This window comes from Pantoea sp. GL120224-02, from assembly GCF_900215395.1.
GTDB classification, from domain to species: Bacteria; Pseudomonadota; Gammaproteobacteria; order Enterobacterales; family Enterobacteriaceae; genus Pantoea; species Pantoea communis.
Window position 1 is genome coordinate 1 of the sequence record NZ_OBEC01000002.1, and the last position, 22,057, is coordinate 22,057.

Here is a 22,057-nt window from a genome sequence, read left to right on the forward strand (position 1 = left end):
ATCTTCCAGTCTGCTGATGAGCTCAAGTAAATGCTGTTGAAAGGGGCACAATATTTGAGGCCGTAGCACCTCTGATGCTGCAAGGGCTATCCGCAGCGCTGAGGCTTTTACGTTGGGCCAGGAGATCCACGCAGGGATGCGTGGATCAGTTCGGGGCCGACCAGGGATGGTCGATCCCCGAACGTTCCGTCGGCACGACGTGGAAGCCGAGGGCACCGCGCCAGCGGCGCGAGGACTGCCCGGCAGCAGCAGAGGTGCTACGGCCCGCACCGACACGCATTCAGCAGTTAAGCAGTTAAGCAGTTAAGCAGTTAAGCAGTTAAGCAGTTAAGCAGTTAAGCAGTTGGCATCGCTTATGAACACTCAGCAAACACCGTTCTTCATCACCTCAACCGCCCGGGCAATTTCCGGTGCCAGCCAGCGATCTTCCTGCCAGTTCGCCACCTCTGCCCGCAAACGGCGCAACGCCTGTTTCGTGCCTTCCGCCAACTCCGCCTCGCCATGGAAATCCAGCGCCTGCGCCGCCAGCAGGTACTCAATCGCCAGAATCTGCCACACATTCCCCACCAGCTTCAGCAGTTTCAACGCAGCTCCCGTACCCAAGCTAAGATGATCCTCCTGCAAACCCGAGGTCACGTAATTATCCAGCACCGCCGGTTGCGCCAGCTGACGGTTCTCCGCACACAACGACGCCGCCACGTACTGCGCAATCATCATGCCGGAATTCACGCCCGGCTGCGCCACCAGGAACGCCGGTAAACCGCTGACCAGTGGATTCACTAAACGATCCAGACGTCGCTCCGCAATGCTGCCAACCTCCGCCATGGCAATGGCCAACACATCAGCCGCCATCGCCACCGATTCACCGTGCGGGTTGGCCTGCGACACCACACGCCAGTTATCCACGGTGCCGAGTATCAACGGATTATCGGTACAGGCATTCAACTCGGTATTCACCTGTCGCGCCGCGTGATCAAACTGATCGCGGCTGGCACCGTGTACCTGTGGCATCGAACGCAAACTCAGTGCATCCTGGGTGCGCACACCCACGCTTTTAGCCAGCAGCGGGCTGTCGCTCAGCAACTGACGCAAACGCAGGCCACTCACTTGCATGCCAGGACTGGCTTTCAGCGCAATCACTTCGGCATCAAACGCCACTAACTGCCCGCGCAGCGCCTCAAAACTCATCGCGCCAGTCACGTCAGCCCAATCCAACAGCCGCGCCGCATCATCCAGCGCCAGACACGACAACCCGGTCATGCACGGCGTGCCGTTCACCAGGCTCAAACCCTCTTTCGCGCCAGGTCGATAAGGCGTTAATCCAGCCTGCGCCAGCGCTTGCTCTGCAGACACGATCTGTTGCTGATACTCAACATCGCCCACGCCAATTAGCGCGAGTCCGATGTGCGCCATATGGCTGAGATAGCCCACTGAACCTTGCGACGGCACCTGCGGCGTAATCTGATGATTCAGCAGCGCCAGCAAATGCTGCACCAGTGCCACGGAGACGCCCGATTTGCCATGGCTATAGTTCGCAATCGCCGCACACAGAATGGCACGCACCTGTTCACGCGCCAGTAATGGGCCCACGCCACAAGCGTGACTCAATAGCGTATTACGTGACAACTGGCTGAGCTGCTCTTCCGGCAAAGTGATATTGCACAGCGCCCCCAGACCGGTATTGATGCCATAAGCGATATGCCCGCTGGCCACAATCTGCTCGACAATCTCACGCCCCTGAGCAATACGCTGCCAGGCGCTGGCGCTTAACGTCAGTTCGGCATTGTGCCGTGCCACCTGCACCACATCCTGCCAGGAAAGCGTTTCATCGCCCCACACTGATGTCATGCTGGTTGCTCCGTGTGATGGCTCTGATGGCTGGAGATAAACTGCTTAAAGCGCTGCGAGCCTTGTGCGCCAAACATCTCTTCCGGCGTCCCCTGACAATCAATGGTCCCCTGATGCATAAACACCACCCGGTTGGAAACGTTACGCGCAAAGCCCATTTCGTGCGTCACCACCAACATGGTGCGCCCCTCTTCCGCCAGGCTGCGCATTACTTTCAATACTTCGCCCACCAGCTCGGGATCAAGTGCTGAGGTTGGCTCATCAAACAGCATCACTTCCGGGTCCATCGCCAGCGCGCGGGCAATCGCCACACGCTGCTGCTGGCCGCCGGAAAGCTGTGCCGGATAAAAATCTTTGCGATTCAACAGGCCAACGCGATCCAGCAACTGCTCCGCCTGGGCAATGCAGCTTTTCTTATCGCGCTTCAGAACATAGTGCGGCCCTTCAATCACGTTTTGCAGCACCGTCATATGCGACCACAGGTTAAAACTCTGGAACACCATGCCCAGACGCGAACGCAGGCGCTCAATCTGTTTGGGATTGGCCGCCAGCTGATGACCACGCGCATGGCGCTTCATCTCAATGGTTTCACCACCGACGCTCACCACGCCAGCATCCGGCGTTTCCAGCAGGTTGATACAGCGCAATAAGGTACTTTTACCCGAGCCGCTGGCGCCGAGAATTGAGATGACATCGCCTTGATGCGCCTGCAGCGAAATGCCTTTCAGTACTTCCATTGCGCCAAAGGATTTATGGATATCGGTGGCGCTTAAGGTTACGGGGGATGTGGATTGCATATCACTCTCCGGCAAGCGGTTTAACGGCGGGTAACGGCTTTTTTTCAACGCGATGCACCGGGGTTAAACGGCGTTCTAACAACGCGTAAAGCTGGACGATAATGAAGTTCAGGATCAGATAAATAGCGGCGGCGCAGATAAACACTTCCATGGTGCGATAGGTACGCTGAATGATCTGCTGCGCCACACCAGTGACATCCCACACAGTAACCAGACTGGCCAGCGCCGTGGACTTCACCAGCAGGATCGCTTCGGTGGAATACGCGGGCAATGCATAACGCAGCATGATGGGTGCGATGATGCGGCGCAGCAGCAGCCAGCGCGACATGCCGCAGGCCAGCCCGGCTTCGACCTGTCCGGGTGGCACCGCCAGTAGGGCACCACGCAGGATTTCAGCGGTATAAGCAGCGGTACACAGTGACAGCGCCAGCACGGCGCAGGTAAAGGGCTCGCGCAGGAATGGCCAGACAAAACTATGACGGATCACGCCAAACTGCCCCAATCCGTAATAGATCAGGAACAGCTGGATCAGTAGCGGTGAGCCGCGAAACACCAGAATGTAGCCGCGCGCAAAGCCGCTCAGCACCCGCCAGCGGCTCATGCGCAGTGACAGAATGCCGATAGCGAGAATGCCACCGCAGAGAAAGGCACTGATAAACAGGCCGAGCGTCACCGGCAGCGCGGCGCTCAGCTTGAGAAAGGTATCGGTCAGAAAGGCGAAGTCAATCATACTGCTGCTCCTTAATGCTGTGCCGCAGTGCGACTTTGCCACGCGCGTCCAAGGCGAGACTCTGCCCGACGGAACGCATGATTAGACAGCAGCGTCAGCACCAGATAGCAGCCACCGCCAATCAGATAGAAAGTGAAGTAATCGCGCGTGGATCCCGCCGCCACCTGGCTGGCGCGCATCAGCTCGACGATGCCGGTCACCGACACCAGCGCCGAATCTTTCAGGCTCATCTGCCAGACATTCGACATGCCCGGCAGCGCATAGCGCACAATCTGCGGCAGCAAAATGCGCTGGGCAATACGCCAGCGCGGCATGCCGATCGCTACCGCCGCTTCCACTTCACCTTTCGCCAGCGCCAGACGCGCCGCACGATACACCTCACCTTGATAGGATCCAGAGATGAGCCCGATTGCCAGTGCACCAATCAGGAACGGCGGCGCTTCGATAAAACCATCCGCGCCAAACATCTGTCCCACCAGGGTAATCAGGCCCGATCCGCCAAAATAGAACAGGTAGATCACCAGCAGTTCCGGGATGCCGCGAAACACCGTGGAATAGGCTTCACCCAACCAGCGAACCCAGCGCTGCGGCGACAGTTTCGCTGCCGCCACGCCGGAACCGACCACCGCGCCAATCATCAACGCCGCCAGCGACAGCAGCAGCGTGGTGAAGGCAGCCCCCAAAATCAGGCGGCCCCAGCCATCAGCACCAAAACTCAGCAGGCTCATCATCTTTCACCTCACTTACGGGGTTACGTCAGTTTTAAACCACTTCTCACTCAGCTTTTTCACGGTGCCATCGGCCAGCGCGGCCTTGATAGCCTCGTCGAGTTTGGCTTTCAGCTCGTTGTCAGCCATGCGCACGCCCATCGCCTCGCCCTCACCCCAAATCGGGCCACCCAACTGCGGGCCACTGAAGGTCAGGTTGCTGTTCTCTTTGCGCGCCAGCATCGATTGCGCGAAGGTCACATCGTCGAATACTGCATCAATACGCCCCGCCTGAAGATCGAGAATCGCATCTGCTGAGGAAGTGTATTCGCGCACGTCGGCGACATCTTTGAAGTACTTATCAATAAAGGGCGTGTAAACCGTGCCGGACGCGATACCAATCGTTTTGCCTTTTAACGCCGCTTTCAGTGGCGCAATCGCGGTGTTGATCTCTTTCTCATCGTCATGCAGCTTGATGATGTTGTGATCGGCCGGCATCAGCGGACTGTCTTTGGTGGTGATAAAGGTGGCGGGAGTCGACGCGTAAGGCACGGTGAAATTGACCACTTTTTTGCGGTCCGGCGTGATGACGATCGCATCCATGATCACGTCATATTTGCCAGCATTCAGTCCGGCGATCATGCCGTCCCAGTTTTGCACCACCAGCTTGCACTGGATGCCCATGCGCTTACACAAGTCTTCCATCAGTTCAGGTTCAAAGCCGCCTAACTTGCCGCCCGGCAGCGTCAGGTTCCAGGGTTCATAGCTGCCTTCGGTAGCGATGGTGATCGATTTCCACTCTTTGGCCTGTACAGCAACACCGCTGATCATCAGGCTGGCAAACAGGGTCGTGAGGCAAAAACGGCGAATCGGGGCACGGTGCGTCATGCGGCTTCTCCTGGTCATTAATCGAATTGGCTGTCTCTGTTAGCTGATACAGCGCAGATGACATTTCATGTATATACAAGTTAGCTTGCGGCAGATCATTGTCGGCATAAGCTTTTTGTGAGCCAGCCAGAATAAAAAGTGATAATTACCACGTGGTCTTTACTTGTACATACAACCTAGCAAGCAGTGTGCCAAATCGGCAGAGGCGGTGGAATCAGGGAATGGTCACGGCACGGACGTATTGATGCACATTTTTGGGGCGCGATTGCACTTTTATGGGGATAACGGAGTTTGAGAGGGAACGAGATGGGTCTGGTGCGTTGTCTGAGCCCGCACTTCCCTACCAATAAAAAAGGCAGCCACCTTTCAAAGGTGACTGCCTGGTAAAAAATTTGCCCTGGCGGGCATGACGACTCGGGCGATTAGAGAGGTTTTCCAGCCTGTAAATAAGCCTGCATCATCGGTTTTAACACTTTTTGCAGCTGTGACGCGCGATCCTGTTGCCAGGCAAACGGCGGGGTTTCATCCATGTAATTAAGCTGTGCCAGCTCGAGCTGTACGGCCTGTACGCCCTGCTGCGGCTGACCGTAAGCACGCGTGATATAACCACCTTTGAAACGGCCGTTAACCACCCAGCTGTAATCGCTTTGTGCGGCACAAACCTCTTTGATCGCTTCGATCACCGCCTCCGAGCAACTCTCACCGCTGTTGGTGCCAATGTTGATATCCGGCAACTGGCCGTCGAACAAGCGTGGAATCACCGAAGCAATTGAATGGGCGTCAAACAGCAACGCATAACCGTGTTCCGCTTTCAGTCGCGCCAGCTCTTGCTGGATCTGCTGGTGATAGGGCTGCCAGATATTATCGAGATAACCCTGTCGCGCGGCGGCGCTGGGGGTTTTACCCTCGGCGAAGGTCGGCGTGCCGTCAAACAGCGTCTCAGGATAGAGTCCGGTGGTAGCGGTGGTGTACAGCGGCTGGTTATCCGGCGGACGATTAAGGTCGATGACAAAACGTGAGTAGTGGCCAATCAGCACGCTGGCCCCTAAATCGCGCACAAAATCGTACAACAGCGGAATGTGCCAGTCGGTATCCGGCAGGCCGCGAGCCGCGTCGCTCAATCCTGCATCCACTTCAGGCGTTAACTGAGTACCCGCATGCGGGATGCTGACCAGCAGCGGCAGCTTACCGGCGGTGAAATGAAAAGGTGTCATTGCGCTTCTCCACGATAGATAACCTGGCACGGCAATTCGCCGCCCAACCAGTAAACCAGTTCTGCCGGACGCGCCAGCGGCCAGTGCACAAAGTTCGCCACTTTGCCGACCTCAAGCGAACCGTGCGAATGCTGTAATCCCAGCGCTTTCGCGCCCCATAAGGTCACGCCCGCCAGCGCTTCTTCCGGCGTCATGCCAAACAGCGTACAGCCCATATTCAACATCAGACGCAGCGACAGCGCCGGGGAAGTCCCCGGATTGGCATCGCTGGCCAGCGCCATTGGCACGCCGTGTTTGCGGAACAGATCCACCGGCGGGCGTTGCGTCTCGCGCAGTAGATAGAACGCGCCCGGCAGCAACACCGCAACGGTGCCGTGCTGCGCCATCGCTTGCGCATCGGCTTCGGTGGCGTATTCAAGATGATCGGCTGACAAGGCGCCGTATTCAGCTGCCAGCGTGGCACCGCCCAGTGCAGAAAGCTGTTCAGCGTGCAGTTTAACCGGCATCCCCAGCGCTTTGGCTTGATCAAACACCGCGCTAACCTGCTCAGGGGAGAAGGCCAGATGTTCGCAGAAGGCATCGACGGCATCCGCCAGCCCTTCCGCCTTCACCTGTGGTAACAGGCGATTGCAGATGATATCGATCCAGCCTTGTGGATTTTCTTTAAACTCGGGGGGGAAGCCGTGCGCGGCCAGGCAGGTGGAGAGCACATCGGCGGGCACCGTTTCCGCCAATTCGCGGATGGCGCGCAGCATGGTTAGCTCGCTGGTTTCATCGAGGCCATAACCCGATTTAATCTCCACTGTAGTGACGCCTTCTGCCAGCAATCGATCCAGACGCCAGCGCGCGCTTGCCACCAACTCCTGCTGTGATGCCGCGCGCGTAGCACGCACCGTGGAGAGAATACCGCCGCCTTGCGCCGCGATCTCGGCATAGCTGACGCCGTTCAGACGCTGCTCGAACTCCTGGCTGCGATCGCCGCCAAACACCAGATGCGTATGGCAATCCACTAAACCTGGCGTGATGATGCCACCGTCAAATTGCTGCTGCGTACGCGGGGCAAAATCCGGCAGTTCACTGCGCGGTCCTACCCAAATCAGCTCGCCGTTATCCACCGCCAGTGCGCCGTCGGCAATCAGGTTATAGTGCCCGTCTCGCATGGTGACGATATCGGCCCCCAGCCACAGGCTGTCGATCTGCTTCGCTTCTGCCATCCCACTCCCCTTCACGTCTGACGATTTACAGTGCGTCTCAAAGTATGTATATGTATATACAACTTTCCGCCCTTAAGGATCAACCATGGCCGTTTTTTTTGCCCCACGCGCGCTGCTGGCCGACGGCTGGCATGAAGACGTATTGATTACCACTGACGCATCCGGACAGATTGCTGAACTTACCCCCAGCAGCACACCAGGCAGCGCCACTCGCCTTGCTGGCCCGGTGATCCCCGCTATCGCTAACCTGCATTCGCACGCCTTCCAGCGTGCCATGGCCGGGCTGGCGGAAGTGGCGGGCGATCCGCAAGACAGTTTCTGGACCTGGCGCGATCTGATGTACCGCATGGTGCAGCGCCTGTCGCCGGAGCAGGTCGGCGATATCGCCACCCATCTCTATATCGATATGCTGAAAGGCGGCTATAGCCAGGTGGCGGAATTCCACTACTTGCACCACGATGCGCAGGGCAAACCCTATGCCGATGACGCGATGCTGCTCAACCTGATTGCCGCCGCCGAGACGGCCGGGATCGGTCAGACGCTGCTGCCGGTGCTCTATAGCTACAGCGGATTTGGATCGCAACCGGCCAGCGACGGCCAGCGCCGTTTTATCCAGCAAACGGAGGCTTATCTGCAGCAACAGCAACGCGTTGCGCAATGGAGCGCCAATAAGCCGCTGCTTAATCATGGCATCTGTTTCCACTCGCTGCGCGCGGTGAGTGAAGCTCAGATGCGTGAAGTGCTGGCCGCTGGCGCTGCTGATGTGCCGGTACATATTCATGTGGCCGAGCAGGAAAAAGAGGTCAATGACAGCCTGGCGTGGAGCGGCGAGCGTCCGGTTGCCTGGCTGTATAATCGCTTCGAAGTAGATCAGCGCTGGTGCCTGATTCATGCCACCCATCTGGACGACAGCGAAATCCACCGCATGGCGGCCAGCGGTGCGATTGCCGGACTCTGTCCGACCACCGAAGCCAATCTCGGCGACGGCATCTTCCCGGCGGTAGAATATATTGCCCAGGGTGGACGCTGGGGCATTGGCTCGGACAGCCATGTATCGCTCAGCGCGCAGGAAGAGCTGCGTTGGCTGGAGTACGGTCAGCGCCTGCGCGATCGTCGTCGCAACCGAATCACCCTGCCCCATCAGCCTTCTGTGGGCGATCTGTTGTGGCAGCAGGCGGCACAAGGCGGTGCGCAGGCGTGCGCGATCAACACCGGTGAACTGGCGGTGGGTAAACGCGCCGACTGGCTGGTACTGGAAAACGATGCCTTCCTGAGCAGCGTGAGTTCCGCTTCGCTACTCAATCGCTGGCTGTTTGGTGGTACGCAAAGCCAGATCCGCGATGTGTTTGTCGCCGGTAATCAGGTGATCAGCGAAGGCCATCATCCCGCCGAAGAGGCCGCAGCCGCGCGCTTCGCCCAGGCCATGAGTGCACTGCAATGAGAACGTATTTCGACTACAGCCAGCTGCCCGTGAGCCGCTGGCGCAACGGCGGCGGCGAAACGCGTGAAATCGTCAGCTTTCCGCCAGGTGAGGCAGAGTTTGGCTGGCGCGCCAGTATTGCCACCATCGATGCTGACGGACCTTTTTCGCCGTTCCCCGGTATCGATCGTGTGATTACGCTGCTGCATGGCGATAGCGTGGTGCTGCGCAGCGAGAGCGTCGAACACGCGTTGTTGCCGCATCAGCCGTGGGCATTTCCTGGCGAATGGTCGATTGAGGCACAGATCAGCGGCAGCTGTCAGGATTTCAATATCATGACGCGCCGCGACAGCTGGCAGGCGCAGGTGGAGATCGTGCAACACGCCGCTACCAGCCAACACGGTGTCGCTTGGGTATTATCCGGCGAATGGCAGAGTACGGACGGCAAACGCGTCACGGTTAATCAGGGAATGTGGTGGATGGATGAAGAGACGCAGCTGGCACCGCGAACCTCGGATGCCAGCCTGCTGTTTGTGGTGCTTAGCCGTGTCCTCTGAAACGCCCCAGTAACTTATAGCGCGAGCCTGGATAGAGCAGGCGCGCGTAAGTCACAATCTTGTTGTCGCTCCAGGTCTGACGACGAATCAACAAGCAGGGTTCGTGCTCATCCAGCGCCAGATGTTTACGCTGGCGCAAATCGGGCAGGACCGCTTCCACAATATGCTCACCGGCGGTCAACGGCGCCACACGCATCAAATAGGTGTAGGGCGTCAGTTGATGATAATCCTGACTGAGGTAATCCGGCGCCACCAGCGGGTTGACCAGACGATCTTCCAGTTGCACCGGCATATCGTTTTCGTAGTGCACAATCAACGAATGATACAGCGTCTGCCCGGTGGATAAGCCCAACACAGCGGCCTGCTCCGGATCGGCCTTCATCTGCCCAATCGACAAAATTTTGCAGCTATGGCGATGACCGCGCTGAGCAATCTCATCGGCAATGTTATGCACTTCCAGCATCGCGGTGTACCCCTTCATCTCCGCGACAAAGGTGCCCACACCCTGCATACGCACCAGGAACCCTTCACTGGTGAGTTCACGCAGTGCGCGGTTGATGGTCATGCGGCTCACGCCCAGTTCGTTAACCAGTTCACTTTCGGACGGTACGCGTTGATTCGCTTTCCAGTGACCTTCCCGGATCTGGCTGACGATCGCCTGTTTCACGCGCTGATAAATCGGTGCTGGCTCATCGCCCATCGCTGCGGCCAGCTGCGCTATTGCCGTTTGCTCCGCCATATCCTGTTCCTTTTCCGAATAATGCCCAAAGTTTACTGTCTCAGCACGTAAATGTATATACATCCAATTGTGCAGACAGCCCGTTAACAGTGCAGCGTTCTCCCTGTTTCGGTGCAATGCAGCTGCGGCTGGATGACACATCCCGCATTGCGGCGCATTTCACAGAATCCAATCAATCTGGCACAGCCCTTGCTACTTGTATAGACAAGATTAGACACTTATGCTTCACTCAGCTCATTCAATGGTGCTACCCCATGCCACATCGCAAACCCAGGGCTTGCAGGTAGTACCCGATCACTTGTATAGACAGGAGTAGACTATGTCAGGTTCGGTTCAGGAAATTCGCCTCGTTCCCGGTGAAGTGGACCTCGCGACCTTGCGGGCGATTTATCAAAGCAAGGTGACGCTCACGTTAGCGGATGACGCTCGTGCGGCCATCGATCGCGCGAATGAAACCGTCGATGCCATCGTGGCATCAGGCAAAGTGGTGTACGGCATCAATACCGGCTTCGGCAAACTGGCTCAGACACAGATTCCTGCTGAGCGTCTGGCAGAGTTGCAGCGCAATCTGGTGCTGTCGCACAGCGTGGGTTTGGGCAACTTACTGCCAGATAACATCACGCGCTTAGTGGTCGCCACCAAAATTATCAGCCTGGCACGCGGTCACTCCGGCGTACGTATCCAGTTAATCGAAGCCCTGCTGGCGCTGTTTAATGCCGGTGTGATGCCGTGTATCCCGGAAAAAGGTTCGGTTGGCGCATCCGGCGACTTAGCACCGCTGGCCCATCTGTCACTGATGTTGCTGGGCGAAGGCCAGGTACGCGTTGACGGAGAACTGATTCCTGCCACCGAAGGGCTGGCACGCGTCGGCCTGCAGCCGATTGTGCTGGGACCGAAAGAAGGTCTGGCACTGCTCAACGGTACCCAGGTCTCTAACGCGCTGGCACTGCGTGGCCTGTTTGAAGCTGAGAACCTGTTCGCCGCAGGTCTGATGGCCGGCGCGCTGTCACTGGAAGCGATCAAAGGCTCAGTAAAACCTTTCGATGCACGTATTCATCAGGCGCGCGGTCAGCACGGGCAAATCGCGGTGGCCGCTGCCGTTTCTTCCTTACTGGAAGGCAGTGAAATCCTCAGCTCACATACCAATTGTGGTCGCGTGCAGGATCCCTACTCGATTCGTTGTGTTCCGCAGGTGATGGGCGCGTGTTTAGACAACCTCAGCCATGCGGCGCGTGTATTGCAAATCGAAGCCAACGCGGCCTCTGATAACCCGCTGGTGTTCAGTGAAAGCGGTGATGTGATTTCTGGCGGTAACTTCCACGCCGAACCTGTGGCATTTGCCGCCGATATCATCGCATTGGCGATTGCCGAAATCGGCGCGATTTCCGAGCGCCGTATGGCCCTGTTGCTGGATACCGGTCTCTCAGGCCTGCCGCCATTCCTGGTGCGCGATGGTGGTGTGAACTCTGGCTTTATGATTGCTCAGGTCACCGCTGCCGCACTGGCTTCTGAAAACAAATCGCTGGCGCATCCGGGTAGCGTGGATAGCCTGCCGACCTCTGCGAACCAGGAAGATCACGTGTCGATGGCCACCTACGCCGCGCGTCGCCTCGGTGATATGTGCTTCAACACCGCTGCCGTGGTCGGCATTGAAGCCATGGCTGCGGCGCAAGGTATCGACTTCCATCGTCCACTGCAAAGCTCGACTGCGCTGGAACAAGAGATGAGTCGCATCCGCGAGAACGTTGCCTTCCTTGATCAAGACCGTTTAATGGCGCCGGATATCGAATCCATGCGTCTGTGGGCCAGCAGTCACGCCTGGCCTGAATCTTTGACTGCGCTGCTGCCAAGCCAGCGTTCACCTTCCCTTTAAGGAATTGATGATGAGCGAAACTTTATCTCAGGCTGTTGCCCGTGAAATCCGTGCGCCGCGCGGTAACGAACTGCATTGTGCGAACTGGTTGATTGAAGCGGCTTACCGCATGATCCAGAACAACCTCGATCCTGATGTGGCCGAGCGCCCGGAAGATCTGGTGGTATACGGCGGCATCGGTAAAGCCGCGCGTAACTGGGAGTGCTTTGAGCAGATTCTGCGTTCACTGCGTGCGTTGCAGCCTGAAGAAACCCTGCTGATCCAGTCGGGTAAACCAGTGGGCGTGTTCCGTACTCATGCCGATGCACCTCGCGTGCTGCTGGCTAACTCTAACCTGGTGCCACACTGGGCTAACTGGGATCATTTCCACGAGCTGGATAAAGCCGGCCTGATGATGTACGGCCAGATGACCGCCGGTTCCTGGATCTACATCGGTGCACAGGGCATCGTGCAGGGCACCTTTGAGACCTTCGCCGAAGCCGGTCGCCAGCATTATGACAGCGATCTGAGCGGTCGCTGGATCCTGACAGCAGGCCTGGGCGGCATGGGCGGCGCACAACCGCTGGCGGGCGTACTGGCCGGTGCCAGCGTGCTGGCGATTGAATGCCAGGAATCCCGCATCGATTTCCGTCTGCGCACCCGTTACGTTGACCATAAAGCTTATACCTTAGACGAAGCGCTGGATCTGATTGAGAAAGCCACCAAAGCGAAGCAGGCAATTTCCGTTGGCCTGCTGGGCAACGCCGCGGAAATCGTGCCGGAGCTGGTGAAGCGCGCCAAAGCGGGTGGCATGAAGCCGGATATCGTCACCGATCAGACTTCTGCACACGATCCAATCAATGGCTATCTGCCAGTGGGTTGGGATCTGGATCGCTGGCAGGCCGAGCGCGTCAGCAATCCTAAAGCGGTTGAAAAAGCCGCTCGCGCGTCAATGGCGGTGCATGTGCAGGCCATGCTCGACTTCCATCATATGGGCGTGCCGACCGTGGATTACGGTAACAACATCCGTCAGGTAGCGTTGGATGAAGGGGTGAAAAACGCCTTTGATTTCCCAGGCTTCGTACCCGCCTATATTCGCCCGCTGTTCTGCGAAGGCAAAGGTCCGTTCCGCTGGGTGGCGCTGTCAGGCGATCCAGAGGATATCTACAAAACCGATGCCAAGCTGAAGGAGCTGTTCCCGGAGCACAAGAACCTGCACCGCTGGCTCGACATGGCGCAGGAACGTATTGCCTTCCAGGGACTGCCAGCGCGCATCTGCTGGCTGGGACTGGGCGAGCGCCATAAAGCCGCACTGGCATTCAACGAAATGGTGCGCAACGGTGAACTGAAAGCGCCTATCGTCATCGGCCGTGACCACCTGGACTGTGGTTCCGTCGCCTCACCAAACCGTGAAACTGAAGCGATGAAAGACGGTTCGGATGCTGTCTCCGACTGGCCGCTGCTGAATGCCCTGCTGAACACCGCAGGCGGCGCGACCTGGGTTAGCCTGCATCACGGCGGCGGCGTTGGCATGGGCTTCTCGCAGCACTCCGGCGTGGTGATTGTCTGCGACGGCACTGCCGAAGCCGACGCGCGTCTTGGCCGCGTATTGTGGAATGACCCGGCAACCGGTGTGATGCGTCACGCGGATGCGGGCTATGAACTGGCGCAGAGCTGCGCGAAAGAACATGGCTTGAACCTGCCGATGCAGAAGTAATTTGTCGTGATAACTGAAGTCGCCCTTAACCGGGCGACCTTAGTTCAGCCGCCAAATTTCCTCGTTACTCTCTACTCTCAACCCGCAACCCTCAACTCTCAACCCTCAAATCCTTAAATCCTTAAATCCTTAAATCCTTAAATCCTTAAATCCTTAAATCCTTAAATGCAACATGCTGCATGCTGCATGCTGCCGGGTATATTCCATTTCGCTATACCCTATAGCCAAATTATTCCTTTCCACGATAGACGCCGCCCTGCGCTTACCACTACAGTGGAGACATCACGTTACGTGTCAGAGAAATCGCAGCAACTGCTGCTGATGGAGAGCCTTACTTTATGAGCCTGCCTGCCGTCCTGCTGGAAAACGCCCTGAACTGGCGTCGTCAGTTACACCAACATCCTGAACTCGGTTACCAGGAGCAACAAACCAGTGAACTGGTTGCGAATGTGCTCGCTGAAGCAGGGTTACAGGTGTTCCGTAGCCTGGCAGGCACTGGCGTGATTGGCACACTGGAAAACGGCCCAGGCCCGGTGATTGGTTTACGCGCCGATATGGATGCATTGCCGATTACCGAAAAAGGCGCGCCGGAGTGGAAATCTACCCGCTCAGGCGTGATGCACGCCTGCGGTCACGACGGACACACGGCCATTCTGCTCGCGGCGGCCTGCCAACTGGCCGCGACGCGCAACTTCAAAGGCACGGTGCACTTCCTGTTTCAGCCCGCGGAAGAGAATCTTGGCGGTGCGCGGAAAATGGTGGAAGAAGGTTTGTTTACCCGTTTCCCAATGGATGCGGTGTACGCCATGCACAACTGGCCAGGTTTGCCGGTGGGTTCGCTGGCGGTGAATCCAGGTGCGATGATGGCCTCGCTCGATTCCTTTGAAATCACCCTCAACGGCAAAAGCTGTCATGCGGCGATGCCGGAGAGCGGTGCCGACCCGATGGTGGTGGCAGCAGAGCTGATCATGGCGCTGCAAACCATTCCGTCACGCCGTTTGTCACCGCTGGCGTCAGCGGTGGTGAGCGTGACGCAGATCCACGGTGGTGAGGCGATCAATGTGATTCCCGAGCAGATTGTGCTGCGTGGTACGGTGCGATGTTTGCAGACTGACGTACGTGACCGCGTGCGCAGTCTGATTGAAGATTTTGTCACTACCCTGCCGCGCCCGTTTGGCGTCAGCGGCGAGATTCACTGGTATCCGGGTTATCCCGTCACCGCCAACCATGCCGGTCCAGCGGAACAGGTGCGCGAGGTTGCCCAGCGCGTGTTAGGTGAATCGCAGGTGCACTGGCAGGTGAATCCTTCCATGGCCTCGGAAGATTTCGCCTGTATGCTGGAATCCTGCCCGGGTGCTTACTTCTGGCTCGGTGCCGATGGCGCATCCCCCTCCGCCCCATTGCACAACGCGCATTATGATTTCAATGATGATCTGATACCGATTGGTATCCGCTTCTGGCAGCAACTGGTGGAGAACGTGCTGGTCAAAGCCTGACTGGCAAGATTCGCGGAACCCAGGAATATCAATCGAGGTGGCATGTTGGTTAAAGCCTGACTGGCGGATTTCTAAAACCAGCAATCTCAAGCGGCATTGTATCAGGCAGCAATAGATTCGACGGCGCGACTCAAGCTGAAGGGAATCGGTTACCTGCCCGCTATGCACCCACCCCGCAAAACCCCTCGATGCACGATTGCACGATTGATTTTATATCCTCTCTCGACTGTGCGTTTGACCCGCAACCCAAGGCTGCGGGTATTGATTTACCCGTCAGATCCCAGCTTGCTGCAATCGCGTTTCCGCCTCATCCAGCGTCGCTGACTCTCCGGTGGCCACTAAGCAGCACGCCAGCTGTAAACGCAGCGCCTGCGGCACGGCACGTTCGCCGGCCAGCACCTGTTTGATCCAGTCTGCGGTGTCTTGCGCATTTTTACTTTCTGGCAGTTCCACGCTGATTTCTGGCTGGCGCTCAACCCACACTTCCGCCTCTGCGCCCGCACCGCCAATGTAGTTAATCGCCGGACAGCGTTGTGGGTTGGCATACACTTCACCTTCGGTGCCATTCAGCAGGATGGCGGGTGCATCAATATCCTGGAAGAACTTGCCGACGCGCGGCACATATTCCGGATGGGAAACACTCGCCAGACGCAACGCGGCACGTTCGGTAAACGGTGTCGCCAGCTTCGCCAGCGTATGTGCGCTGTTACGCACGCCCATGCGCCAGCGCAGCGACAGCTGTTTTGCCATCGGTGCACACAGGTGATCGATGGTGATAAACGCCAGCTCACCGCTCTCCAGTTTCGCTTGTGCCTGCTGCGCCGTGGTGGCCGGCGCAATATCCAGCGCTGCCAGTACCGCTTCGGTGGTGATGCGGGTTGGATCGTCACTCACACCGTGCAGCAACACCGGAAACCCGAGTTTGCTTAATAGTAAAGCTAACAGCGGCGTGAGATTGCCCTGACGACGTGCGCCGTTGTAGCTGGGGATCACAATTGGCATCGGGCGATTGGCGGGCGGCTGCAACTGCATCATTTGCTGCTGCATAGCGTGGTAAAAACCGCGCATCTCCTCTTCGCCTTCGCCCTTGATACGCAGGGCGATCAGCACACCGCCGAGCTCCAGTTCTGGCACTTCATCCGCCAGCATGGCGCTGTAAAGGGCAACGGCGGTGTCGAAATCGATATCGCGCGCGTGGTTCTTACCGCGCCCAATCTCTTTGATAATTTTATTCAGTTCCATCAGGGCATTCCCGCTTCCAGGGCGCGCCGATAACCGGCTGCCAAAAGGTCATTGATGTGCGTCTGGGCACACCTAAGATTTCTTACTTTTACGCTTCGCTGGTTTGACTGCGGTTTTAACCGCTACTTTTACCACTGGTTTTATGCTGGCTTCGGGCACCGCCGGTTGTTCAATCGGAAACACCGGTAAGGCGGCCAGCAGCCGACTGCCATAAGCTTTATTAAGCAGTCGCCGATCGTATATCACGATCTCCCCGAAGCAGTGATGGCTACGAATCAGACGGCCGACCTGCTGAATCAACGTAAACGAAGCGCTCGGTAGACTCTGCACTTCGAACGGGTAGCGTTTAAGGCTCTTCAACCACTCCCCTTCGGTCAAAATTACCGGACTGTCTACCGGGGGAAAAGCGATTTTATGGATGTGCACCTGCGTCAGCAGATCGCCCTTTAAATCCAGGCCTTCAGCAAAAGACTGCAGTCCAACCAGAATACTGGTTTGCCCCGCTTCGACTCGCTGGCGATGCAGCTCCACTAAGCGCGAACGAGGTTGATCGCCCTGCACCAACATCGATAAGCGTAATGCGCTGACATGGCTGACAAACTGCTGCATCGCGCGCCCGCTGGCAAACAGCACCAGCACGCCTTTGTGCTTCTCTTCTGCCATTTGTTGCAGGAAAAAGCCTGCCATCTCGGCAATGTGCTCCGCTTCATTAGCCATCAGCGGTTCATAGCGCATTTGCGGGATCACCAGCTTGCCCTGATCGACATGATTAAATGGCGAATCCAGCGCCACAAAGCGATCGCCCGCTTTCTCGTTTAGCCCTGACATCTCTTGCAGCCGATTGAAGCTGTTCAGTGAACGCAAGGTCGCCGAGGTCACCACCACATGCGGAATCTTGCGCCACAGCAGTTTCTCCAGCTGATCGCTGACGCGAATCCCGGCGCAGTGGAATAGCAGATGCGCCTGGCCGTCCCGAATTTCACGGGTAATCCATTTCGATACCGGCGCATTAGAGGCTTTCTCCATGGCCGCCAGTCGCCACAGTTTGCTGATCGATTCGAACCAACCAAACTGGCGGTTAAGCTGAATGATTGCCCGATGCAGACGCATGATGTCGGCTTTGCCGGTTTGCTCACCCAACTCATTGAGTAAACCCTCGCTCAACCCGCGCAATGCATCGCTCAGTTTGAATAACCGTGCGCACATCGTCATCAGCTCTTCCGGCAACTCACCCAGCACAAAACGAAACTCGCCCGGCTGATTGTGCGCGGGTAACAGCGGATTGAGCGCGTCGCACAGGATTTGCAGCAGTTCACGCATCTCATCGCAATGGCCTTTTAACCGCTCTGGGTTGGTCAGCGGTGGCGGCGATTTCGGGCGGAACTGTGCCATGATGGTTTCCACCAGCCGCACAAACAGATCGAGCTGCAAGCTGCTCCAGCCGGGAGTGATTTCCGCACTCATCTCCAGCGCGTCACGCGCCACTTCCGGCAGATGATGACCTTCGTCCAGCACCAGCATCAGGTGTTTGGCAGGCGGTAAAACGGATTCATTCTCCATCGCCGCCATTACCAGCGCATGGTTCGCCACCACCACATCCGCCTGTTCAATTTCACGGCGCGCGACAAAGAACGGGCATTCACGATACCAGCGACAGTGATGCCCCAGGCAGTTGGCTTTATCGGTGGAAAGGCGCTGCCACAGGCTGTCATCAATCGAGACATCGGAGTGATCGCGCAGGCCGTCCCATTTGTAGCTGCTGAGTTGCTTTTCCAGTTTGGCACAGAACTTCTGCTCTTCTTTCGACCCGGTTACCGCTTCTTCATCGAGATACAGCAGCAAATCGCCTTGCTGATCTTCCGTCGCAGCCAGCGCCGCGAGATTGCGCGGGCAGACATAGCGGCCGCGACCAAATGCAGCAGTGAAGGTGAGATCGGGGATGATTTTTTTCAGCAGCGGCAGGTCTTTGCTGAAGATTTGATCCTGCAGCGCGACGTTGGCGGTGCTGATCACTAACCGTTTCTCCTCGGCGCGGCTTACCGCGATGCCGGGGATCAAATAAGACAAGGTTTTGCCCACGCCGGTGGGGGCCTCAATCGCCAGATGGCGGCCTTCATCACCGGCCAGGCTTTTCGCCACTTCAGCGATCATCTGACGCTGTGGCGCACGGGGGATAAAGTCAGGAACCTGCTGCTGCAGCGCCTTATACCATTGCGCAATCTGGCTTTTTATCGCTGCTGTCAGGGCCATGTTGATTACTGTTTGCTGAATTGGCCTGTATTTTTACACAGTATCGGCGCAGCGTCAGCTTTCACTGCTATTTTTTCGCGCTGGATTCAGAATTTCACGCATCGCGCGGATCAGCGTTTCGCGCGCGCGTCCACGGCGGAAGGCAAACGAAAACGGTGCGCGGAAGTGAAAATGCTGTGGCAACAAGCGGCACAACGTGCCCTGCTGTTCCCCGCTTTGCGCGTAATGCTCCGGCAAATAGCCGATAAATCGGCCGGAGAGGATCAGCGTCAACTGCGCTTCAATACTCTCCACTGAGGCGTTAGTCTGGCGGAAGCCGCGCTTGTTTAACTCCTGCTGATTCCAGTAACGCCGCGTCACCATGCCGGTTTGCTGCACGGTGCGCATATCCGGATCGCCCTGCGCCAGTGGATGGTGCGGACTGCAATACAACCAGTGTTGCTCCTCATAAAGCGGAATGGTGACCAGATTGCTGGCACGCAGTGGAAAGTGCCCGATTGCCAGATCAAGGCGGTCTTCCAGTAACTGCTGCTGCAGTTCATTGGGATCGCGCACGCTGAGATTAAAAAATACCGCCGGAAAACGCTGATTAAAGCGCGCAATCGCCGCCGGAAGATCCAGCGTGCTGTCAGTCACTGTCGCATCCACCACACCCAACGAAAAGGTGCCACCTTGCGCGCTTTTCAGCGTCTCGACCTGCTCCTGCCAACCCGCCAGCGTGGCCAGCATTTCCTGGCTGTAGCGATGAAACTGCTCGCCTTTGCTGGTGAGGGTAAAGCCGCCACGTCCGCGCTGGCACAGAATAAACCCCAGCTGCGTTTCCAGCTCACTCATGTAAGCGCTGATGGCGGGGGTGGTCATATTCAGCGCCTGCTGTGCACGCGAGTAGCCCTGATTTTCCACCACGCTGGCAAACACCTGCAGCAGTTTGAGATTAGGTAATGTTTGCACCGCATTTCCTTCAGTGATTACTGACTAAAGTTAACCAATCTATGAAGTGATTATTTACTGTCAAGGATTTTTCCCGCGTCTCCCTCAGGCCATGATAAGACTCACTTAGCCGAAGGAGTTCGTGATGACCGATTTTCCTCAGCCGCAGGGTGGCAACGAGATGCCCCGTTTCGCTGGCCGTGGCACCATGATGCGTTTGCCCGCTGCCGAATCCCCTGCCGATCTTGATGTGGCGTTTGTAGGCATTCCGCTGGATATCGGAACATCGCAACGCAGCGGTACGCGCTATGGGCCACGCGCCATTCGCGCCGATTCAGTGATGATTCGCCCGTATAACATGGCGACCGGCGCGGCCCCTTTTGATTCGTTGCGCGTCGGCGATCTCGGCGATGTGCCGATCAATACCTACAGCCTGCTGAAGTCGGTCGATATCATCGAAAACTATTATACCGAGTTGAACAATTGGCCGATTATTCCGTTAACGCTCGGTGGCGATCACACGCTGACACTGCCGATTTTGCGCGCGCTGGCGAAGAAGCATGGGCCAATGGGCCTGATCCATATTGACGCGCATACCGATACCAACGATGAGATGTTTGGCGAGAAGATTGCCCACGGCACCACGTTCCGCCGCGCGGTGGAAGAAGGCCTGCTTGACTGCCAGCGCGTGGTGCAGATTGGTCAGCGTGCTCAAGGCTACGCCGCCGATGATTTCCAGTGGGGCGTCGATCAGGGCTTCCATCTGGTGCCTGCCGAACAGTGCTGGTATCGCTCCATGGCCCCATTAATGGCTGAGGTGCGTGCACGCATCGGCGACGGTCCGGTATATCTCAGCTATGACATCGACAGTTTTGATCCCGCCTGGGCACCCGGCACCGGCACGCCAGAAGTCGGCGGCCTGACCTCGATGCAGGGACTGGAGATTGTGCGCGGCTGTCGCGGACTCAATCTGGTCGGTGGCGATCTGGTCGAGGTGTCACCGCCGTACGATATCAGCGGCATGACCTCCCAGCTTGCGGCCAATATCCTTTATGAGATGCTGTGCGTATTGCCCGGCGTCCGTTACACAGAGAAGAAAGCATGACACAACAGAATTTGGTGTTTCCGGCGCGCGTGTTGCGCGGCGCGGGTGTGATCAATCAACTGGGCGAGATTTGCGCGGGGCTGGGCAAACGCGCCCTGCTGATCGGCGGCCATCAGGCATTGCAATCGGTGGAAGCGCAGGTGCGCGCTCAACTGCTGGCAGCCAACGTGACGCTGCTGGCGCAGGAGTGGTTTGGTGGTGAGACTTCAATCAATCAGATTAACCGTCTGGCGGCGATCGCTACCGAACTGCAAGCTGACGTGATTATCGGTGTCGGCGGCGGTAAATCGCTGGATACCGTAAAAGCCGTGGGAGCGCAGTTGGGCTTGCCGTTTATCACCATCCCGACCATTGCCGCTACCTGTTCGGCAGTGACGCCATTGACCATTCGCTACGACGATAACGGCAATTTCTTCGATATTTTCCCGCTGCCACAGGCACCGGCGGCAGTGATCATCGACAGTGAGTTGCTGGCTAAAGCCCCCGCTCGCTGGCTGGCTGCTGGTCTGGGCGATACCCTGGCGAAATGGTATGAGTTCCGCGCGGTGAGCGTCCGCCATCCGGCGCGCGAAGGCAATGCATTGTCATCGCTGGCACATAGCCAGATTTGCTATGACGTGATCGCGGAACACGGCCCGGCAGCTTATGCAGCAGTGCTGCGCGGTGAGAGCAGTGCCTCTTTGGATCAGGTGCTGGATGCCATCTTTACCTGGGCGGGATTGACCTCGCTGATGAGCAACGGCGCCCACGCAGCGGCTTCACATGCGATTTATGAAGGTTTTACCTTCTGCGATAAGACGCGTGAGTTTGGTCATGGCCTGTTGGTGGGCTTTGGCAACTTGTGCCTGCTGGCGCTGGAAGATCGCAGCGATGAAGAGGTGCTGGATGAGATGCGTCTGGCGCGCGATTGCGGTGTGCCATTGACGCTGCGTGAGATTGCCGAGTTGGATGATGCCGAGCTGGCGCTGATTGTGCGTGAATCTGTGCATGCGCCGGATATGGAGAATATGTCAGTCACCGTGACTGAAGCCCGTCTGCTGGCGGCGATGCAGCGGATTGAAGGGTTGGCTGTTCGGGTTTAAATCTGAGCTAAGTACTTGAGCAGGATGAGACGAGTACTTATGCGGAGTGAGAACGAAAAGTATAGGTGTGTTTAGTTTGGGGGCTGGGGGCTGAGTCCTGTGCTGGGTGCGGGCCGTAACACCTCTGCTCCTGCCGGGCAGTCCTCGCGCCGCTGACGCGGTGCCCTCGGCTTCCACGTCGTGCCTACGGAACGTTCGGGGATCGACCATCCCTGGTCGGCCCCGAACTGATCCACGCATCCCTGCGTGGATCTCCTGGCCCAACGTAA

At 57.5% G+C, this 22,057-nt stretch carries 18 protein-coding genes; 7 read left to right on the forward strand and 11 right to left on the reverse strand.

Annotation, left to right across the window (positions count from 1 at the left end):
* Window positions 1-363 precede the first annotated feature (363 nt).
* From CRO33_RS04875 to hutI, 7 genes are all read right to left on the reverse strand, one after another.
* Complete coding sequence (locus CRO33_RS04875; protein WP_097117293.1) at window positions 364-1,848, reverse strand: HAL/PAL/TAL family ammonia-lyase; 1,485 nt, start codon at window positions 1,846-1,848, stop codon at window positions 364-366.
* The gene (locus CRO33_RS04880; protein ID WP_034820922.1) at window positions 1,845-2,645 is read right to left on the reverse strand and encodes an ABC transporter ATP-binding protein; all 801 of its coding nucleotides are present in this window, start codon (window positions 2,643-2,645) and stop codon (window positions 1,845-1,847) included. Before CRO33_RS04880 ends, CRO33_RS04875 begins: the two co-directional genes overlap by 4 nt.
* A gap of 1 nt (window position 2,646) precedes the next feature.
* Window positions 2,647-3,375, reverse strand: coding sequence for an ABC transporter permease (locus tag CRO33_RS04885; RefSeq protein WP_034820924.1), 729 nt, complete (start codon window positions 3,373-3,375; stop codon window positions 2,647-2,649).
* An 11-nt stretch (window positions 3,376-3,386) separates the two neighbouring features.
* Complete coding sequence (locus CRO33_RS04890) at window positions 3,387-4,106, reverse strand: ABC transporter permease (RefSeq protein WP_034820926.1); 720 nt, start codon at window positions 4,104-4,106, stop codon at window positions 3,387-3,389.
* A 12-nt stretch (window positions 4,107-4,118) separates the two neighbouring features.
* Entirely contained in the window at window positions 4,119-4,970 is an 852-nt protein-coding gene (locus CRO33_RS04895) for a transporter substrate-binding domain-containing protein (RefSeq protein WP_097117295.1), read from the reverse strand.
* A gap of 422 nt (window positions 4,971-5,392) precedes the next feature.
* Window positions 5,393-6,184 (reverse strand): N-formylglutamate deformylase, encoded by a 792-nt coding sequence (gene hutG / locus CRO33_RS04900; RefSeq protein ID WP_097117296.1) that lies wholly within the window; start codon window positions 6,182-6,184, stop codon window positions 5,393-5,395.
* Window positions 6,181-7,398, reverse strand: coding sequence for an imidazolonepropionase (gene hutI, locus CRO33_RS04905; protein ID WP_034820932.1), 1,218 nt, complete (start codon window positions 7,396-7,398; stop codon window positions 6,181-6,183). Before hutI ends, hutG begins: the two co-directional genes overlap by 4 nt.
* Window positions 7,399-7,483: 85 nt before the next feature.
* Here hutI and CRO33_RS04910 point away from each other — a divergent pair, with 85 nt between their 5' ends.
* The gene (locus CRO33_RS04910) at window positions 7,484-8,839 is read left to right on the forward strand and encodes a formimidoylglutamate deiminase (RefSeq protein ID WP_097117298.1); all 1,356 of its coding nucleotides are present in this window, start codon (window positions 7,484-7,486) and stop codon (window positions 8,837-8,839) included.
* Window positions 8,836-9,375 (forward strand): HutD/Ves family protein, encoded by a 540-nt coding sequence (locus CRO33_RS04915; RefSeq protein ID WP_097117300.1) that lies wholly within the window; start codon window positions 8,836-8,838, stop codon window positions 9,373-9,375. The genes CRO33_RS04910 and CRO33_RS04915 overlap by 4 nt, the downstream gene beginning before the upstream one ends.
* On the opposite strand, the gene hutC is transcribed toward CRO33_RS04915, so the two are convergent.
* Complete coding sequence (hutC, locus tag CRO33_RS04920) at window positions 9,359-10,114, reverse strand: histidine utilization repressor (RefSeq protein WP_034820947.1); 756 nt, start codon at window positions 10,112-10,114, stop codon at window positions 9,359-9,361. The two genes, CRO33_RS04915 and hutC, sit on opposite strands and share 17 nt — an antisense overlap.
* A gap of 319 nt (window positions 10,115-10,433) precedes the next feature.
* Here hutC and hutH point away from each other — a divergent pair, with 319 nt between their 5' ends.
* From hutH to CRO33_RS04935, 3 genes are all read left to right on the forward strand, one after another.
* Window positions 10,434-11,987 (forward strand): histidine ammonia-lyase, encoded by a 1,554-nt coding sequence (gene hutH / locus CRO33_RS04925; RefSeq protein WP_097117301.1) that lies wholly within the window; start codon window positions 10,434-10,436, stop codon window positions 11,985-11,987.
* A 10-nt stretch (window positions 11,988-11,997) separates the two neighbouring features.
* Window positions 11,998-13,683 carry a urocanate hydratase gene (hutU, locus tag CRO33_RS04930; RefSeq protein ID WP_038647984.1) on the forward strand — a complete coding sequence of 562 codons (1,686 nt, stop codon included), beginning with the start codon at window positions 11,998-12,000 and terminating at the stop codon, window positions 13,681-13,683.
* 338 nt (window positions 13,684-14,021) lie between these two features.
* Window positions 14,022-15,179, forward strand: coding sequence for a M20 aminoacylase family protein (locus tag CRO33_RS04935; RefSeq protein WP_097117303.1), 1,158 nt, complete (start codon window positions 14,022-14,024; stop codon window positions 15,177-15,179).
* Window positions 15,180-15,452: 273 nt separating this feature from the next.
* Here the strand turns inward: CRO33_RS04935 and ybiB are convergent, their stop codons facing one another.
* From ybiB to CRO33_RS04950, 3 genes are all read right to left on the reverse strand, one after another.
* Window positions 15,453-16,421, reverse strand: a complete 969-nt coding sequence (gene ybiB / locus CRO33_RS04940; protein WP_097117305.1) for a DNA-binding protein YbiB — start codon at window positions 16,419-16,421, stop codon at window positions 15,453-15,455.
* Between the two features lie 72 nt (window positions 16,422-16,493).
* Window positions 16,494-18,671, reverse strand: a complete 2,178-nt coding sequence (dinG, locus tag CRO33_RS04945) for an ATP-dependent DNA helicase DinG (RefSeq protein ID WP_097117306.1) — start codon at window positions 18,669-18,671, stop codon at window positions 16,494-16,496.
* Between the two features lie 54 nt (window positions 18,672-18,725).
* A complete protein-coding gene (locus tag CRO33_RS04950) occupies window positions 18,726-19,622 on the reverse strand; it encodes a LysR family transcriptional regulator (protein ID WP_097117308.1) in 897 nt (298 codons plus the stop codon).
* Window positions 19,623-19,746: 124 nt separating this feature from the next.
* Here CRO33_RS04950 and speB point away from each other — a divergent pair, with 124 nt between their 5' ends.
* Entirely contained in the window at window positions 19,747-20,706 is a 960-nt protein-coding gene (gene speB, locus CRO33_RS04955) for an agmatinase (protein ID WP_097117310.1), read from the forward strand.
* A complete protein-coding gene (locus CRO33_RS04960) occupies window positions 20,703-21,788 on the forward strand; it encodes an iron-containing alcohol dehydrogenase family protein (RefSeq protein WP_097117313.1) in 1,086 nt (361 codons plus the stop codon). The genes speB and CRO33_RS04960 overlap by 4 nt, the downstream gene beginning before the upstream one ends.
* Window positions 21,789-22,057 lie beyond the last annotated feature (269 nt).

Excerpts from the sequence above, each read along its gene's own strand:
- hutG (WP_097117296.1), bottom strand. The coding sequence starts at position 6,184 with ATGACACCTTTTCATTTCACCGCCGGTAAGCTGCCGCTGCTGGTCAGC.
- CRO33_RS04960 (WP_097117313.1), top strand. The coding sequence starts at position 20,703 with ATGACACAACAGAATTTGGTGTTTCCGGCGCGCGTGTTGCGCGGCGCG.
- CRO33_RS04885 (WP_034820924.1), bottom strand. The coding sequence starts at position 3,375 with ATGATTGACTTCGCCTTTCTGACCGATACCTTTCTCAAGCTGAGCGCC.
- CRO33_RS04915 (WP_097117300.1), top strand. The coding sequence starts at position 8,836 with ATGAGAACGTATTTCGACTACAGCCAGCTGCCCGTGAGCCGCTGGCGC.
- hutI (WP_034820932.1), bottom strand. The coding sequence starts at position 7,398 with ATGGCAGAAGCGAAGCAGATCGACAGCCTGTGGCTGGGGGCCGATATC.
- hutC (WP_034820947.1), bottom strand. The coding sequence starts at position 10,114 with ATGGCGGAGCAAACGGCAATAGCGCAGCTGGCCGCAGCGATGGGCGAT.
- CRO33_RS04910 (WP_097117298.1), top strand. The coding sequence starts at position 7,484 with ATGGCCGTTTTTTTTGCCCCACGCGCGCTGCTGGCCGACGGCTGGCAT.
- CRO33_RS04890 (WP_034820926.1), bottom strand. The coding sequence starts at position 4,106 with ATGATGAGCCTGCTGAGTTTTGGTGCTGATGGCTGGGGCCGCCTGATT.
- speB (WP_097117310.1), top strand. The coding sequence starts at position 19,747 with ATGACCGATTTTCCTCAGCCGCAGGGTGGCAACGAGATGCCCCGTTTC.
- hutU (WP_038647984.1), top strand. The coding sequence starts at position 11,998 with ATGAGCGAAACTTTATCTCAGGCTGTTGCCCGTGAAATCCGTGCGCCG.
- CRO33_RS04880 (WP_034820922.1), bottom strand. The coding sequence starts at position 2,645 with ATGCAATCCACATCCCCCGTAACCTTAAGCGCCACCGATATCCATAAA.
- ybiB (WP_097117305.1), bottom strand. The coding sequence starts at position 16,421 with ATGGAACTGAATAAAATTATCAAAGAGATTGGGCGCGGTAAGAACCAC.
- CRO33_RS04875 (WP_097117293.1), bottom strand. The coding sequence starts at position 1,848 with ATGACATCAGTGTGGGGCGATGAAACGCTTTCCTGGCAGGATGTGGTG.
- CRO33_RS04895 (WP_097117295.1), bottom strand. The coding sequence starts at position 4,970 with ATGACGCACCGTGCCCCGATTCGCCGTTTTTGCCTCACGACCCTGTTT.
- CRO33_RS04935 (WP_097117303.1), top strand. The coding sequence starts at position 14,022 with ATGAGCCTGCCTGCCGTCCTGCTGGAAAACGCCCTGAACTGGCGTCGT.
- dinG (WP_097117306.1), bottom strand. The coding sequence starts at position 18,671 with ATGGCCCTGACAGCAGCGATAAAAAGCCAGATTGCGCAATGGTATAAG.
- hutH (WP_097117301.1), top strand. The coding sequence starts at position 10,434 with ATGTCAGGTTCGGTTCAGGAAATTCGCCTCGTTCCCGGTGAAGTGGAC.